The 16,892-nt window shown below is 44.3% G+C and carries 10 protein-coding genes; all 10 read right to left on the bottom strand.

What is annotated here, in order from left to right; all coding sequences use genetic code 11:
• Positions 1 to 30: 30 nt before the first annotated feature.
• The 10 genes from rmf to pepN all read right to left on the bottom strand — a co-directional run bounded on the left by rmf (position 31) and on the right by pepN (position 16,892).
• Complete coding sequence (rmf, locus tag J4N37_RS07415) at positions 31 to 204, bottom strand: ribosome modulation factor (RefSeq protein ID WP_005532367.1); 174 nt, start codon at positions 202 to 204, stop codon at positions 31 to 33.
• Between the two features lie 160 nt (positions 205 to 364).
• Positions 365 to 2,125, bottom strand: a complete 1,761-nt coding sequence (locus J4N37_RS07410) for a DUF3466 family protein (protein ID WP_252042074.1) — start codon at positions 2,123 to 2,125, stop codon at positions 365 to 367.
• Between the two features lie 7 nt (positions 2,126 to 2,132).
• Positions 2,133 to 4,052, bottom strand: coding sequence for an ABC transporter ATP-binding protein (locus J4N37_RS07405; RefSeq protein ID WP_252042072.1), 1,920 nt, complete (start codon positions 4,050 to 4,052; stop codon positions 2,133 to 2,135).
• Complete coding sequence (locus J4N37_RS07400; RefSeq protein WP_012128011.1) at positions 4,030 to 4,281, bottom strand: glutaredoxin family protein; 252 nt, start codon at positions 4,279 to 4,281, stop codon at positions 4,030 to 4,032. Before J4N37_RS07400 ends, J4N37_RS07405 begins: the two co-directional genes overlap by 23 nt.
• Positions 4,282 to 4,299: 18 nt before the next feature.
• On the bottom strand, positions 4,300 to 6,423 hold the full coding sequence (gene rlmKL / locus J4N37_RS07395) for a bifunctional 23S rRNA (guanine(2069)-N(7))-methyltransferase RlmK/23S rRNA (guanine(2445)-N(2))-methyltransferase RlmL (protein ID WP_252042071.1): 2,124 nt from the start codon (positions 6,421 to 6,423) through the stop codon (positions 4,300 to 4,302).
• A 512-nt stretch (positions 6,424 to 6,935) separates the two neighbouring features.
• Positions 6,936 to 7,478, bottom strand: a complete 543-nt coding sequence (locus J4N37_RS07390) for a cell division protein ZapC (protein WP_045394901.1) — start codon at positions 7,476 to 7,478, stop codon at positions 6,936 to 6,938.
• Positions 7,479 to 7,644: 166 nt separating this feature from the next.
• Entirely contained in the window at positions 7,645 to 8,655 is a 1,011-nt protein-coding gene (gene pyrD / locus J4N37_RS07385) for a quinone-dependent dihydroorotate dehydrogenase (protein WP_045394903.1), read from the bottom strand.
• Between the two features lie 304 nt (positions 8,656 to 8,959).
• Positions 8,960 to 13,801, bottom strand: coding sequence for an NAD-glutamate dehydrogenase (locus tag J4N37_RS07380; protein ID WP_252042070.1), 4,842 nt, complete (start codon positions 13,799 to 13,801; stop codon positions 8,960 to 8,962).
• A gap of 199 nt (positions 13,802 to 14,000) precedes the next feature.
• Positions 14,001 to 14,219, bottom strand: a complete 219-nt coding sequence (locus tag J4N37_RS07375) for a DUF2835 domain-containing protein (protein ID WP_078607003.1) — start codon at positions 14,217 to 14,219, stop codon at positions 14,001 to 14,003.
• A gap of 66 nt (positions 14,220 to 14,285) precedes the next feature.
• Positions 14,286 to 16,892: an aminopeptidase N gene (pepN, locus tag J4N37_RS07370; protein WP_252042069.1), complete on the bottom strand. Its 2,607-nt coding sequence runs from the start codon at positions 16,890 to 16,892 to the stop codon at positions 14,286 to 14,288.

The following is a 16,892-nucleotide window of genomic DNA, read 5'->3' as shown; positions in this document are numbered from 1 at the left end:
TTTCAAATCCTTCTAGTTGTATGTGGAGAGTTATTTGTAGAGACCAGACTGTTTTTCATCTCTGGCATCACGCCAACCACCTAACCAATACGACCGAGCATCAATTTGTTGATATGGGCAAGCCTCTTGGGACCTTCCATTCAACCCAGCTTTGTAGCCTTGAGATTGAGCTCGCTCTAGGCGATCACGCTTTTGTCTCTTCATAGGTAATTCCTCATACAGGTCGTACAACTGTTATTGTGAAACTTTGATGGAGTTTTTATGACTCCACTTATAAGAATCGATCAAAGTTTGCTTTTTCTCAAGGCATAAAAAAAGCAGAGACTCATTTCTGTGAGCCTCTGCTTGATTTAAAAAATACTGACTATTTTCTACGGAACCCGAAAAGCCCAAGTAGTGTCAAAGCAAAAATGCCAAGCCCAGCACCTTGGCGTTCTGCTGCCGCTTGGTCGACAGATCGAGTGACAATGTCAGTTGCATCATTGGATGCGATTGGAATTAGTTTAACCGCCACCACTTTTTCAGCATTTGCCTCACCACCGTTACACAGTGAGTTATGTGCAAACGTATCATAGCCACCTGGACACATCGTCGCCGTTGCGGATATCATACCTGCATCATTAATGTCGGTTGCATCAATAATGCGGAATTGGTTGTTTTCAGCTGAATAATCACCACCATTAGTAAGGTCGTCCAAGTACCAAGCTCGATCTTGGAAGATATCTCTTCTCGCTTCAACTGTCCCTGTTGCGTCGTAAGGTAGGATAAAGCCGCGTTTTCGGCGTGCTTTGCCATCAACTTCACGCGTATCCTCCGCATCTAGCTGACCAACAATTTCATTGTAATTGTTGATGGACCCAACTTTACCGCCGATACCATCAAAAAAGATACCTCCGGATAGGTAGTTCGCAGTTGGCTGTTCAATGTTACTAACCACAAATAGCCTGTTTGACGCTGAACCATTTTCGGGGGCACCACCTGATCGCTTTGCCTCGCCGACTGCTATAAGGTTATCGTTTATCGTTTCAACTACAGAATTAGTATAAATAAAGTCAGAACTAATTTCTGATGTTGCACCTGATACACGTGATGATGTCCAAGCTGCGGTGGATACATTAGAAGAAGAATCAAAAGTGCCTTTAAAAATAGTTGCCTCTAGGTAATTGTCATCATTTCCGTAAGTGTTATATCCAACGCCGTATATCACACTGTTTGCAGAATCCTTTTTAGATACAAAATCTCGCATACTTCCTTGCGCAATACGGTCATTTCTTATGGTATTGCCAGAAGACCAACCAATAAGAGCGGTATTACCTGCACTATCCCAGATTGCTGCCTTCGAGCTGTAATTCGAGCCATAGTCATTAACTTTTGAATATGAAACACTACCCGACACAAAACTATCATCGCTAGCCCAAGCTCTAGATTGATAATACTCTGTCTTAGCATCATCATCTGATTCCTTAATATAACTAGGATAAACAGGGGCAACAACTTGGTTACGTGTTTTCAATTTACTAGCGAGAGAGCCATCGCTGCTACTGTTAAGTACACTTTGATTACCTATCGCCTGACCGCTTTCAGTAAGAGCGTTTATTACATTGTTGTACTTGTTATCAAAAGGAGCACCCTCTGAGAATGCTAGCGCATTCGATTTTTCGTTTAGTGTGTATTTCTCTTGATACCAAGGCTCCCAAACACGTGAAGCCCAACTCTCACATGTGGAATATCGTAGTTCTCTAATACAATATAACTCAACGTCATCAAAGTCTTCGATGTAACGGAACTGAGCATCCATCGCAAATGGTACTTCCTCACGAAAGCTAACACCATCTACCGCTTCACCCGATAGTATCTTGGTCGTTCTCGTTTCACCGGCTAGCTTGAATGTTGTTTCATCACAAGCGGCACCATTATCAAAACAACCTAACTGATATGGTGTTGTTTTATCAGTGTCTTCATAAACGTTACCAGCTTGGATTGCAACGCCATATGCTGTGGCATAATCGGTATTGATACCTTCTGGAGCCACCTCCACCACACGGTAAAGCGCAGCGTTAGCATTCATTGCCGTACCCACCATCATCGCGACGGCGGTCAATTTGAATTTGTTACTACAATTCATGGAATTCTTAACTGTCCTGTTGCATTGCTTCGAGTTCTTCCCATCTCTCGAACGCGATTTCCAACTCCTGCTCTACGGCAGCGAGCTGTTCCAATACCGGTTGAGTCTGTTCTACAGGTTTAGTGAAGAACTCTGGGTCATTCACTTGTTCTTGTAGAGTCTCAATATCCGACTCTAATTGTTCTAGTTTAGCTGGAAGAGCCTCTAATTCTCTTTGCAGCTTATACGATAACTTCTTCGAATTGTTCTTAGGTTGCGTAGTTTTGGGAGTTTCCTCAACCACTTTCTCTTTCTTCGCTGTTTTTTCAACCTGACCACGCGAAGCAAGAACTTGATCACGTTGCTGTTTTGCATCGTGATAGCCACCAACGAACTCTTCGATTACGCCGTTACCTTCAAAAATCCAACTGGTCGTTACTGTGTTATCTACAAACTCACGGTCGTGGCTTACTAACAGTAACGTACCCTGATAATTGGCAAGCATTTCTTCTAAAAGTTCCAACGTTTCGATGTCCAAATCGTTAGTTGGTTCGTCCAGAATAAGCAAATTGTTAGGTTTCAATAAGATACGCGCTAGCAACAAACGGTTTTTTTCACCGCCTGATAACGCTTTTACTGGCGTACGAGCACGTTTTGGTGCGAACAAGAAATCTTGCAGGTAGCTCAATGCGTGACGCTGACGACCGCCCACCATTACTTCTTGCTTACCATCCGCTAAGTTATCGATAACCGTCTTTTCAGGATCGAGGATTTCACGGTACTGGTCGAAGTAAGCCACTTCAAGTTTTGTACCGCAATGTAGACGACCACCTTGTGTCTCTAACTGGCCTAGTAGCAACTTGAGAACAGTACTTTTACCACAGCCATTAGGGCCAATAAGTGCGATTCGATCACCGCGCATGATGTTGAAGCTGAAGTCATCCACGATCTTTTTGCCTTCAAAAGCAAAAGAGACGTTCTCTGCTTCAAAGACGATCTTGCCTGAACGCGATGCATCATCGATATTAAGGTTAACTTTACCTTGAACTTCACGGCGGTCACGACGTTCTTCACGCAGCTTTTTAAGAGCACGAACGCGACCTTCGTTACGTGTACGACGCGCTTTAATACCCTGACGAATCCATACTTCTTCCTGAGCTAGCTTTTTGTCGAACTCTGCATTTTGCATCTCTTCAACACGAAGCATTTCTTCTTTGTCATTCAAGTATTGGTCATAGTTGCCAGGGAAAGAAGCCAATTGACCACGATCTAAGTCAACGATACGTGTCGCCATCGATTTGATGAACGCACGGTCGTGAGAAATAAAGATAATCGAGCCCTTGAAGTCTTTTAAGAAGTTCTCTAACCATTCGATGGTTGTTACATCAAGGTGGTTAGTAGGCTCATCAAGAAGCAATACATCAGGGTCACAAACAAGTGCACGAGCGAGCGCAGCTTTGCGTTGCCAGCCACCTGATAAATCTGTCAGTTTGGTTTCAGGACTTAGCTTTAGCGCGCCAAGTACATTCTTAACACGATCATCAAAGCGCCAAGCGTTAAGGTGATCCAGCTGTTCTTGAATCTTAGCGAGTCGGTTGATGTTCTTTTCACTTGGGTCCTGAGCCACAAGATCGAGAAGATCGTGATAGATCTTTAGCTGTTCACCGATTTCAGCCAAACCGCCAGATACGTATTCGTAAACCGTACCCTCTTGATTACGCGGTGGATCTTGTTCAAGTCGAGAAACAACTACGTCTTGAGTGATTTGAATCTTGCCATCGTCCAACAAAATGTCGCCGGCAAGCACTTTCATTAATGTAGACTTACCTGCACCGTTGCGACCAACTAAACAAACGCGTTCGTTCTCTTGAAGAGCGAACTCGGCTTTGTCTAGCAATGGATGGTCACCAAATGCAAGTTGTGCGTTATGAATGGTAAGTAATGCCATTATTATCCAACCAATGTGTGAGTTGTTCTAAGTCAAACGGCCAGTTCAACTCAGAATCTTGATATTTTAATACGGGAATTGTGACGCCGTAACGAGAAAAGAGAACATCGTCGAACGCAATGTCGACGATGTGAGTTTGTTCGGCGAGACCAATCTGACCAACGAGGTCAAACGCCATCTCACAGAGATGGCATCCTTCTGTGCTGTAAAGTGTTAGCACATTCAACATCCTTTTACTGTTCCGTCCCTATTCTGCGTGCGTAACCAACCAGCAGTTGTGAATCTGTTTGTTACGAGAGAAATCCAATGGCAGAGTTTGAGAAGAAATGTTCTGCGCTTTTAAGCCAAGTTCTGCAAGCCCCGCTTCGTCCATCTTGAAGTGACGTTTATTGTTAGAAAACACAATCGTACCGCTGGCACGTAATAGACGCTTCAGGTTTGTCATTAGCTTAATATGATCGCGTTGTACATCGAACGACGTTTCCATTCGCTTAGAGTTAGAGAATGTCGGTGGATCAATAAAGATAAGATCGTATTCACCTTTCGCGTTCTCAAGCCACTGTAGACAGTCAGCTTGCTCAAAACGATGCTGGCGACCCACACAACCATTTAGCTGCATGTTGTCTTTCGCCCAGTTAAGGTAAGTGTTAGACATGTCTACCGTGGTTGTAGAACGCGCACCACCAACGGCAGCGTGCACTGTCGCACTGCCAGTGTAAGCAAACAAGTTAAGGAAATCTTTACCCTGAGCCATCTCACCAAGGCGACGACGAGTGATCTTATGATCCAAGAACAAGCCTGTGTCTAGGTAATCGTGAAGGTTCACGATCAGCTTCACGCCATACTCATTCACTTCAAGCGTCTCTGAAACTTGACCTAGTTTTTGGTATTGACTACGACCTTTCTGCTTCTCACGAACTTTAAGTACAACTTTGTTCGCTTCTACACCTGTTACCTGAATCGTTGCACGGATGATGTCCGTTAGACGACGCTTAGCTTTTTCCTCAGGAATGTTTTTAGGTGCCGCGTATTCCTGAATCACAATTTGCTCGCCGTACACGTCGATAGCTACGTTGTATTCTGGAAGGTCCGCATCGTAGATACGGTAACAGTCTAGTTTCTCTTTACGCGCCCACTTACCAATCTTGCCGATGTTTTTCTTCAAACGGTTTGAAAAGTCAGGTGCGATTTGGACGTTAGTGTCCGCACCTTTCACTTCATCAGCACTACGCTCCGCAATGCTGTAGTTCTTTTGGTGACACGGTAACGCACCATTATTCAATTTGAACTGTTTGTCCGCACGCATACGAAGACAACTTAGTAGCTCGTCTGAACTAGAGAAAATAGACGCTTTACAACCGCCAAATTCTGCTTTTAGCTGACCACCAAACGCTGTGTATAGCGCAATCAGACCTGGCTCAGTACCAAGACGCTCACCATACGGCGGGTTAGACACGATAACACCAGCTTCGAAACCGGCCGGACGAGTAATAGTTGCTGCGTCGCCTTGTGCAAATGTAATTAGCTCTTCAACTCCAGCTCTGCGAGCGTTGTCCTGTGCTACTTTCAGAACTTTCGGGTCGTTATCGAAGCCAAAAAACTTAGCGTCAACTTTTTTGACACCGCGTCGGGCTTGTACATTTGCTTCTGATTTAATCTCTGCCCAAAGCTCAGGTTCAAAGTCTTCTAGCGCTTCAAAGCCCCACTGTTTACGTTTAACGCCAGGTGCCATGTTCGCTGCCATCATTGCCGCTTCAATCAGCAACGTACCAGAACCACACATTGGGTCTAGAAGTGGTTGAGAGCCATCCCAGCCACAACGCATTACGATTGCTGCAGCAAGCGTTTCACGAAGTGGAGCTCGGCCAGATTCTGGGCGATAGCCGCGTTGATGAAGGCCACTGCCCACCATATCGACACCAAGAATCGCTTTGTCTTTATGTAGACGAACGTGAACACGGATATCTGGACGCTCTTTGCTAATGTTCGGACGAGGAAGTCCTTTCTTCTCAAAGCAGTCTACGATGCCATCTTTGACTTTCATCGCGCCATATTGGCTGTTGCGGATTTCGCGGTTAGTACCGTTGAAATCAACCACAAAACGCTTTGAGCTATGGAATTGGTTTACCCAGTTGATTGCAGACGTTGACAGGTAAAGATCCATGTCGTCGTTACAGGTAAACTCCGATAAAACACGTACAAATCGAGACGCTAAGCGGCTCCACAAACAGCAACGGTAAATCTGTTCATTCGTTGCCTTAAATTTTACGCCTGCCTGTACTGGTTTGGCGTTTTCAATGCCTAGTTTAGTCAGCTCTTCTACAAGCAAGTTTTCCATGCCGTTTGAAGTTACCGCGAGATATTGATTCATAGTGTTCTTTCGTCGATAAAAAATGGCTTTGATTATACCTGACTTTACGATCAATGCCTCGTTTTTAAAGGCTTTTTCGCTTTATTAGCGCAAACAGTCGCCAATCTCACCAACTGAAAGTCAAATCACATCACCTCCATAAACAGAATACGTCTCCTTTTCACCTTCTTGTAAAAATGCGGCCTGTGGCGAAAGTAAATACTTATTCACTAACAAATTGGTATATACCAAGATGGGTTTTGGCATGTAATTTACTTACAAAATGGGTGTATAGAGGAATAAAAGGTGAAATATAAAGCGTCTTATTGCCTAATTTAAGGAAAAGCTAAAGTGAAAAAATTGGAATAAAAGTGAGTTGCTTCATATATGAGATATGAAATCCCCCTCATCTAGGGATGAGTTTTGGGTGCGTACAAGGAGAGATTTGGAAAATTCTAGGCAAAAAAAATCGACCTAATGCGGTCGATTAATGCAAACAAAGGAACGAAAATAAAGAAAAAATCAAAAGGAAACTAACCCACCATCGCCATTGGTGCCATCATGAATAGGTGATTGGCACATACCATGCGATCATGCATTACTTTAATCGGTTGTCCAAATGGCAGTGCTTTATTGCCATCGAGTAAGAACTCGTCCTGCCCTACATAAGCACACAGACTAGATGTTTCGCCTGACTCGAGAACGATGAATACGCCTTCTGAAAAGCGGTTTGTCAGGCATACCATGTCCCCTTCTTCTGGCTCATGTCCATCGCATTGGGCATCGAAGAACCAGCTCTTGGGCTGGACTGGCTTGTGAAAGCGTTTTGCGGCTACGCAATAAAGCGTAAGTTCGGCTTGACGGTATTCGTTGATGTCGAGACAACGGATTCGTTCGTTGTACGTTTGGAACGCGCTTGCGTCATCAACGGTGAATTCATTGTCTGAGAAGGCACAATTGACCAACAGCTTACGGCATAGATTGGTTTGGAAAATCATCTCCTCCCCCAAATCCAGCATTAGGCAAGCTTTCTGCTCGTCAAAATACCAATTCCATTTGTCGCTGGGTTTAAGCATTATTCCGTTCTCTTGTGACTAGTTAAACAGTAATAAGAGGTAAAACGCTTAATTACCTACTCATGATTTTTAAATTTTACAAACGAACGGACAAAAAAAAAGAGGAAACGAGTTCCTCTTTTTTTTAGTAACAAGCGTCGATTTCTCAACGAGTTAGCAGCTAATTTTATAGACTTTTAACAATATCGCGTACGAGGCCCGGACCGTGGTAGATGAACCCAGTGTAAACTTGAACAAGTTGTGCACCCGCCATCATTTTCTCTTTGGCAGCAACGTATGAGTCCACGCCGCCTACGCCGATGATCGGTAATTTGTCACCCAGCTCTTCATGAAGTTTACGAACGACCTCTGTTGAACGAGATTGAACTGGGCGTCCACTTAAACCACCCGCTTCGTTCGCATGTTTCATTCCTTCAACAATTGTGCGATCCAACGTCGTGTTTGTTGCAATAACGCCGTCAATGTTGTTCTTAATTAGAGAATCACAGATCTGGCTGATTTCGTCATCACTCAAATCCGGTGCAATTTTTAGCGCAAGTGGTACGTACTTACCGTGTTTTTCAGCAAGTTCTGCTTGTTTCTCTTTGAGTTCAGATAACAACTCGTCTAGCGCTTCACCGTACTGAAGCGAACGAAGTCCTGGTGTATTTGGTGACGAGATGTTCACGGCAATGTAACCGGCATATTCGTACACTTTTTCCATACAAATCAGGTAGTCCTCTGCCCCATTCTCAATTGGTGTGTCTTTATTCTTACCAATGTTGATACCAAGAACGCAGTTGTATTTTGCCTTTTTCACATTCTCAACCAGATGATCCACACCTAGGTTGTTAAAGCCCATACGATTGATGATACCTTCCGCTTCAACTAGGCGGAACAAGCGTGGCTTGTCATTGCCTGGTTGCGGACGAGGCGTAACAGTACCAACTTCGACAAAACCAAAGCCCATAGCGTCAAATGCTTCGATACATTCACCGTTTTTGTCCAAACCTGCAGCAAGACCCACAGGGTTACGGAATGTAAGCCCCATGCATTCTACTGGACGATTTGGTAATTGTTGACGATAGAAAAGATCGAGAGGAGTGCCGTTAAAGCGTTGGAAGTTTTTGATTGCAAGATCATGTGCCTTTTCGGCATCAAGTTGGAAAAAGCCAGTTCTGGCTAGACGGTAAAGCATTGTGCCTCCGAAAGAAAAAAGCCCCGTGTAAACGGGTCAATATTATTTACTGTTTTTCAATGCAATTCAATGAAAATGAGTGAATTCAGCAAAATAGTACGTCTCATTTTAGTTTTGCTCATAAAAACAGTCGATTAGCGAACTATTCTCTGTACAAAATTGCTAGCTTTTTCTTTAAAAGCAAACGATTTCATGCCATAAAAACTTAAACATGGAGTTACGGCGTCACTATTCATGGGTAGTTATAATGATTTGAACATAAAAAAGCCCCGCGATTGCGAGGCTTTTGCTAAAGTGGCTTACCCTATTCGTTTGAAGAGCAGTTTAAGTTGAGTAGAACCAACTCTCGAAGCGCTACAGAGAACTTAGCGAACTCATGAACTGAGCCGACTTTGAACTCGTTCAAGATGCTTTCCCAACGATGGAGTGACAGCTCATTCGTTGTCATCCAATCTTCTAGCGCTTGCATCACATCTAGATCTTCTGTTGAGCAACCACAAGTTAGAACTTGAGCTGTCAATTGACGTTGTTGCCAATCAAGATCTTCACGGAACGCCGCACGAGCAAGAGCTTGCCAGTTGTTGTCTACCGCTTGACCATTGATTTGTTTCAAGAACCAGTGAAGTGATAGACGGTCACCCAAGTTGAAGTAAAGCTTCGAAGCTTGCTCAACGGTTTTACCTGTTTCACTTGCCACTGCTGAGATATCCAGTGCTGACTGCAGGCTAGAAAGACGAGCCACATGATGAGCCAGCTTCTCTTCTACTCCACGCTCAATCCATTTCTGAGCAAGTTCGTTATGCTCTTCCACTTCTGATGCAACTAGCATGGTATCTAGTGTTTCAGTAATGGTGTGAACATCGTCTTTATATAGTGCAACGAGCTCAGTTACTGTGCTCTTACCGCTACGGTTACGTAATAACCAGCGAGAAATACGGCGTAATGCGCGACGTACGTAGAACATAATCTCATATTGAGCTTCTGCGGTTGCAACGTTATCAAGTGCACGGGTTTGCTTAAGAATATCTTCCAGTTCGAAGATTTCACGCGTCGCACTGTAAGCGTTAGCAATATCAACCACACTCGCGCCCGTCTCTTCTTGAAGACGAGTCACGAAGTTACACCCCATTTCATTAACCATTTGGTTTGCCAACGCTGTTGCGATGATTTCAGCACGCAGCGGGTGGTTTACCATTTGATCCTTGTAGTTACGGCGTAACTCACTTGGGAAGTAAGCAACTAATTGTTTTCCATGGAATTCGTCATTTGCAATTTCGTCAGCGACCAATTGCTCTTTCAGAACCATCTTACCGTACGCTACCAGAACCGAAAGCTCAGGACGTGTCAGGCCAAGACCTTGTTTTTCGCGCTCAATGAGTGTTTCGTCGTCAGGAATGTACTCAAGAGCACGATCCAAGTACCCTGCCTTCTCCATTGTATGGATAAAGCGGATTTGCTCTTTAACGATGCCAACACCTTGTTGTTCAGTCACAGAAATCGACTCAGACTGGCGATATGCATCGTCCAATACGATCTCACCCACTTCGTCTTCCATCGATTCAAGAATCTGGTTGCGTTGTTTAACCGTCAGATCGCCATTCGATACAAGACCGTTCAAGAAGATCTTGATGTTTACTTCATTGTCCGAGCAATCTACGCCACCAACGTTGTCAACAAAGTCGGTATTTACACGACCGCCTGCGGTTGCGTATTCGATACGACCCAACTGAGTCATACCCAAGTTACCGCCTTCACCAACGACTTTCGCTTTTAAATCACGCCCATCGATGCGGAGTACGTCGTTTGCACGGTCGCCAACGTCAGTGTGTGTCTCGCTAGAAGCTTTAACATAAGTACCGATACCACCATTCCAAAGGAGATCCACTTCCATTTGCAGGATCATCTTAATCAGATCATTTGGTGCTAAAGACGCTTTCTTCGTACCCAACATTTTTTGGATTTCTGGCGTAAGTTGGATCGATTTAGAGCGACGAGAGAAGATACCACCGCCCTGTGAGATCAACTCCGCATTGTAATCTTCCCAGCTTGATCGTGGCAGATTGAATAAGCGATTACGCTCTTCCCAGCTGGTGGCTGAATCTGGATTTGGATCAATGAAGATGTGCATGTGGTTAAACGCAGCTTGTAGACGAATATGCTTAGATAGCAGCATACCGTTACCAAATACGTCCCCTGCCATATCACCCACACCAATTGCTGTGAAGTCAGTGGTTTGACAGTTGATGTCCATTTCTCGGAAGTGGCGTTTCACCGATTCCCAACCACCTTTCGCAGTGATACCCATTGCTTTGTGGTCATAACCGTTAGAACCACCTGATGCAAACGCGTCACCTAGCCAGAAGTTGTACTCATCCGATACAGAGTTCGCCAAATCAGAGAATGTTGCTGTACCTTTATCGGCGGCAACAACTAAGTATGGGTCGTCTTCATCGTGACGCACTACACTCTTCGGCGGAATAACTTCGCCTTCGATGATGTTATCGGACACATCGAGAAGCGCGCGAATGAAGCGTTTGTAACAACGTTGACCTTCAGCGAAGATTTCATCACGGTTAGTTAGAGTTGGCTGACGTTTACATACGAAGCCACCTTTTGCACCCACAGGAACAATAACCGTGTTCTTAACTTGCTGTGCTTTAACCAGACCAAGAATTTCAGTACGGAAGTCCTCTTGACGATCCGACCAACGCAAACCACCACGCGCGACTTTACCGCCACGTAGGTGTACACCTTCAATATCAGGTGCGTAAACGAAGATCTCAAACGCAGGCACTGGCTGAGGAATATCTGGGATTTCGCTTGGTTTCATCTTCAACGATAACCAAGGTTTCGGCTGCTTATTTTCGTCCAATTGGTAGTAGTTAGTACGTAGCGTTGCCGTGATCATTTCCATGTAGCGACGGATGATACGATCATCATCTAGGCTTTCAACACGATCCAGTTGCTCGGTTATTTTCTTGATAAGATCTTTCTGACCTTTCTCGCTGCCTTTGTGTTTTGGATCGAATCGTTTGGCAAACAAGTTTACTAGACCCGTTGCCAAATCTGGGTAATGGCTAAGGGTATCTTCTATGTATTGTTGGCTGAATGGGAAACCAACCTGGCGCATATAGCGCGCGTATGCACGAAGAATTGAGATTTCACGACCAGACAGTGAAGCGCCTAGTACCAAGCGGTTGAAGCCATCACTCTCTAGATTACCAGCCCAAATCGCTGCGAATGCTTGTTGGAAACGATCGCGAGCTTCACGAAGATCAACGGTCTTGTCGCTCTTATGCAGCATTGAGAAATCAAGGATCCAGAACGTTTGACCATTGTTGGTTTCGATCTCATAAGGCGATTCGCCGATCACACGTAACCCTAGGTTTTCCAACATTGGCATCACGTCGGATAGGTGAATTGGCTCGTCGCGGTGGTATAGCTTCAAGCGAACTGCTTTCGATTCAGCCGCTTCTTCTTGCGGACGATAGAACAACATGCCGAGTTTGTTGTCGTCGCTTAACGCTTCTAGACGTTCGATATCTGCAACCGCAGAACCCGGCATCATGTCTTCTTTATATGAACGTGGGAATGCGCTCATGTACTCTTTCGAAAGCGGAAGACCTTTGCTTTCACCAAAGTTAGCAATGATAGACTCTTTTAGGCGGTCGTCCCATGAAGTTGATACTTCCATTAAGTTCTGCTCAATCTTTTTCACGTCTACATCAATGTTGTTATTGTCTACACGAACAATGTAATGGGTTCTCGCCAGTGGGCTCTCTGAGAAGAAGGTAGTGAATTCAACTTCTTGCTCACAGCCAAAGTACTGCTTAAGAATGCGTTGTGTTTGACGGCGAAGCTCGGTGTTGTAACGGTCTTTTGTCACATAAACCATGCAGCTGAAGAATCGGCCAAACGGGTCTTTACGAACAAATAGACGTAACAAGTCACGATCTTGCATTTGCACGACACCCATCCCCACTTCTAGTAGCTCTTCTTCACGAGCTTGAAGCAGTTCATCACGTGGGTAGTTTTCTAGGATGTTGTGCAGGGCTTTATACGAGTACGATCCGTTACGGTAGCCACTCGCTTCTAGAATACGATCCACTTTCTCGCGGATCAGAGGAATACTTTGTACCGCTTGGTTGTATACAGCAGAAGTGTAAAGACCTGTGAAACGGTGCTCACCAATCACTTTGCCGTTCTTGTCGAATTTCTTAACACCAATGTAGTCAGTGTACGCTGGGCGGTGAATACGAGATGCTTGATTGCCCTTAGTGATGATCAATGCGTAAGGCTTTTTCGCTTCAAGGCGCGCAGAGTCGGACAGTTCAGAAAGCTTGATGCTGCGAATGCGATTGTCATCGGCAAAGAGACCAAGACCTTTCTCTTTAACAGGTTGCAGCTCAGTGTCACCATTGACGCTAACAAGATCATACTCTTTGTAACCCATGAAGGTGAAGTTATGATCCCCTAACCAACGTAGGTATTCGATCGTCTCATCTAAACGATCAGTCTTCATCGAAACTCGATCTTTGTTCTTTTCAAGATCATCAGTAACGATCTTAAGTTTATCAACCATTTGTTTCCAATCATCAACCACTAAACGCGTGTCAGACAAAATGGTCAGTAGCTCATTTTTCAGCTCTTGCATTTCATCTTTACTGGTTAAACGGTCTACTTCGATGTGGAATAGAGATTGAAGAACGCCGCCCTCACCATTTACATCCGTCACTTGCCCTTTCTTATCGCGTTCTAGTTGCGTTGGGTTGTTGAGCATCAAGTGAGAAACAAGGTCGAGTCGCGTTAGCGCCATCTTGATGGAATCCACTAAAAACGGGCTATCCGGTACAACGATTTCAACAATAGTGTGAGTTGATTGCCAACCTTGGCGGCTGACAGTCGGGTTGAATACCCTGACAGAAATGTCTTCTGGTTTCTTTTCATTGATATGATGCCACAGGCTAACAACGGCACCATAAAGGTCGGATTCATTTCGCTGAATCAAGTCATCATCAGCAATGTTGCTAAATAAGTGTTGAGCAAGTTTAGTTACAAGCGGTTGGTGAGAAAGCTCGAGTTTGTCTTGAATTAGTTGGTATACCTTTTCAAGCAGAACCGGCACTACATTTTCACGCGCGGTCATATTCACACTCCACATTAGAATTGTTGTTTTGTAGGGGGACTTAACTTCGGGTTTTAGCCTCGAAACTAAGCATAGGTAATGCATGCACTTATTGTAAAAGCATAATTACAAATGTTTAACAAAAATTCGCAGTGGTAAGAGGTGAAATGTTTGATTATGTGACTAAGATTCCTGTTTAACTCACTAGGAATATCAGGCATCACAGAGTTTCTAACTTTAGAAACTTATTATTTTGGTCAGTTGTGAGCCTAAAACGGCCTCTAACGCCTAATTGACTAAGAAACGGTCTGAATTTTGATGCATCTAGTTGCACTCTCAAACCATTGTCAGTTATGACTTGTACCGAGCTTGCGGCACCGGAATAGTGTGAAAGAAATGTTTGATAAGAGATGTTGAGAGAGAAGTAATACTGGTTCATGAGAATGGATTATTGTCAGAACAAAAAACTAGGGTGATCATAACGACCACCCTATTCTTTTGTCGATTATTCGTCTAGTGCTTTAGTCACTTTTTCGAATAGGTCTTTCGCTAAATTGTCCATCGCTTTAAGCTTTTCAAGCTCTGCACGGATAAGGGCTTGGCGACCTTCATCGTATTTACGGAACTTCAATAGAGGATCGATCATACGAGACGCCACTTGTGGGTTGGTATCGTTCAACTGACGAAGGATCTCACCAGCAAACTGGTAGCCAGAGCCTGATTTATCATGGAAGCGCACAGGGTTTGCGTTTAAGAAAGAACCAATCAAGCTACGCGTACGGTTCGGGTTCTTCAAGCTAAATGCTTCGTGGCTCATGGTTTCTTTCACTTTCTCAAGTGCGTTTTCAACTGGGTTGCTGCCCTGAAGAACAAACCATTTGTCCATAACCAGACCATCGTGCTTCCATTTGTCACTGTAGTCCGCCATTAGAGCTTCACGACATGTAAGTTGCGCATTGTTTGCTGCACTCATTGCCGCAATCGTATCAGTCATGTTGTTTGATGACTCGTATTGCGCTTTAACTAGTTCATTACCCTTCTCAGTATGAGTTAGGAACTGCAGACATTGGTTACGCAAAGCTCGTTTGCCAATAGCGTCGTGATCAATGCTGTACTCTGCTTGGTTCAATGCGTGGTAGGTGGCACTCAGTTCATCTTCTAGCTCTTTAGAAAGTGACACTGTAATGTCATTCAGTACCGTATCTACCGCATCAATATCAATCTGCTTGTACCAACCTGTGATTTCGTTGATTGAAGGCAAAGACAGAACTTGTGCGATAAACGCAGGTTCAAGATTCGCATCAAGTAACACGCCTCGGAATGCATCGATTAAGTCTTCAGATAATTTAACCTCACCACCCGCTTGAACATTGGCTACGTTTTGACGAATGTATTTCGCTAGTAGCATTTGGCTAGCATCCCAACGAGCAAAATCGTTTGTCGCATGCTTCATCAAGAAAATCAGTTCATCATCACTGTAGTCGTATTCCAATTTAACCGGTGCAGAGAACTCACGAAGCAATGATGGCACTGGTTGTTCTGCGACGTTTTCGAATACGAAAGTCTGCTTGTCTTGCTTCACGTCTAGAACGTTGTGTACCGATTCACCGTTGATAACCAGTGGAATCACATCACCGTTTTGTGCGTACAGCTCAATATCGAATGGAATATGTAGCGCTTGTTTTTCTGATTGGTCGTGCGTTGCTTCAGTAAATTGTTCAACTGTTAGTGCGTAAGTTTTTGCTTCCGCATTGTATTCACTGTTTACACGAAGTGTTGGCGTACCAGACTGGCTGTACCATAAGCGGAATTGCTTAAGGTCAACGCCCGTTGCGTCTTCCATTGCAGAAACGAAATCTTCACACGTTGCTGCAGTACCATCATGACGCTCGAAGTACAGTTTCATACCTTTTTGGAAACCTTCTTCGCCAAGTAGCGTATGATACATGCGAATCACTTCGCTGCCCTTTTCGTACACGGTTAGCGTGTAGAAGTTATTCATTTCAATAACTTTATCCGGACGAATTGGATGCGACATTGGGCTTGAATCTTCCGCGAATTGCGGACCGCGAATAATGCGAACGTTGTCGATGCGGTTTACTGCACGTGAACCAAGATCAGATGAGAACTCTTGATCGCGGAATACCGTTAGGCCCTCTTTCAAACTCAACTGGAACCAGTCACGACAAGTAACACGGTTACCCGTCCAGTTGTGGAAGTATTCGTGACCGATTACCGCCTCAATACCAAGGTATTCACGGTCAGTCGCGGTTTTTTCATTCGCAAGGACAAACTTCGAGTTGAAGATGTTTAGACCTTTGTTTTCCATCGCGCCCATGTTGAAGAAATCAACGGCCACGATCATGTAGATATCTAGATCATACTCAAGACCAAAGCGGTCTTCATCCCACTTCATTGAGTTGATAAGTGAAGTCATCGCGTGACCAGCACGATCTAGGTTACCTTTGTCGACAAAGATTTCTAGGTCTACTTCACGACCTGATGTGGTTGTGTATTTATCACGTAGTACATCGAAATCACCGGCTACTAATGCGAACAAGTAAGCTGGTTTTGGGTGTGGGTCTTGCCATTGAACCCAATGACGACCATTTTCTACCTCACCTTCAGCTACGCGGTTACCATTGCTTAATAGGTATGGATACACGGCTTTGTCTGCGATCACTTTTGTTGTGTATTTCGCAAGAACGTCTGGACGGTCTAGGTAGTAAGTAATACGACGGAAGCCTTCTGCTTCACACTGCGTACAAAACGCACCACCTGATTTGTAAAGACCTTCAAGTGCCGTGTTTGCTTCTGGGTCGATCTTAGTAATGATTTCTAAATCAAATTCCGCAGGCAAATCGGTAAGCACTAAAGAGGCTTCTTTTACTTCATGGTGAGACCAATCTTCACCATTCACTTTTACGGAGCGTAGCTCTAGACCTTCACCGTCCAGTTCTAACGTGGTTGATTCACCCTTTTGAACTACTTTTGATACTGCTGTGACGATTGTGTCGTTGTCATAAAGATCAAACGTCAAATCGATATCAGTAATGGTATGAGATGGCGCCTTATAATCTTTGCGATATTTCGCTTGGGGAGCTTGAGACAT

Origin of the sequence: Vibrio sp. SCSIO 43153 (assembly GCF_023716625.1) — a bacterium.
Taxonomy (GTDB): domain Bacteria; phylum Pseudomonadota; class Gammaproteobacteria; order Enterobacterales; family Vibrionaceae; genus Vibrio; species Vibrio rotiferianus.
Note: the sequence above shows the minus strand (reverse complement) of the source record. Positions and strands in the feature narration are given on the sequence as shown.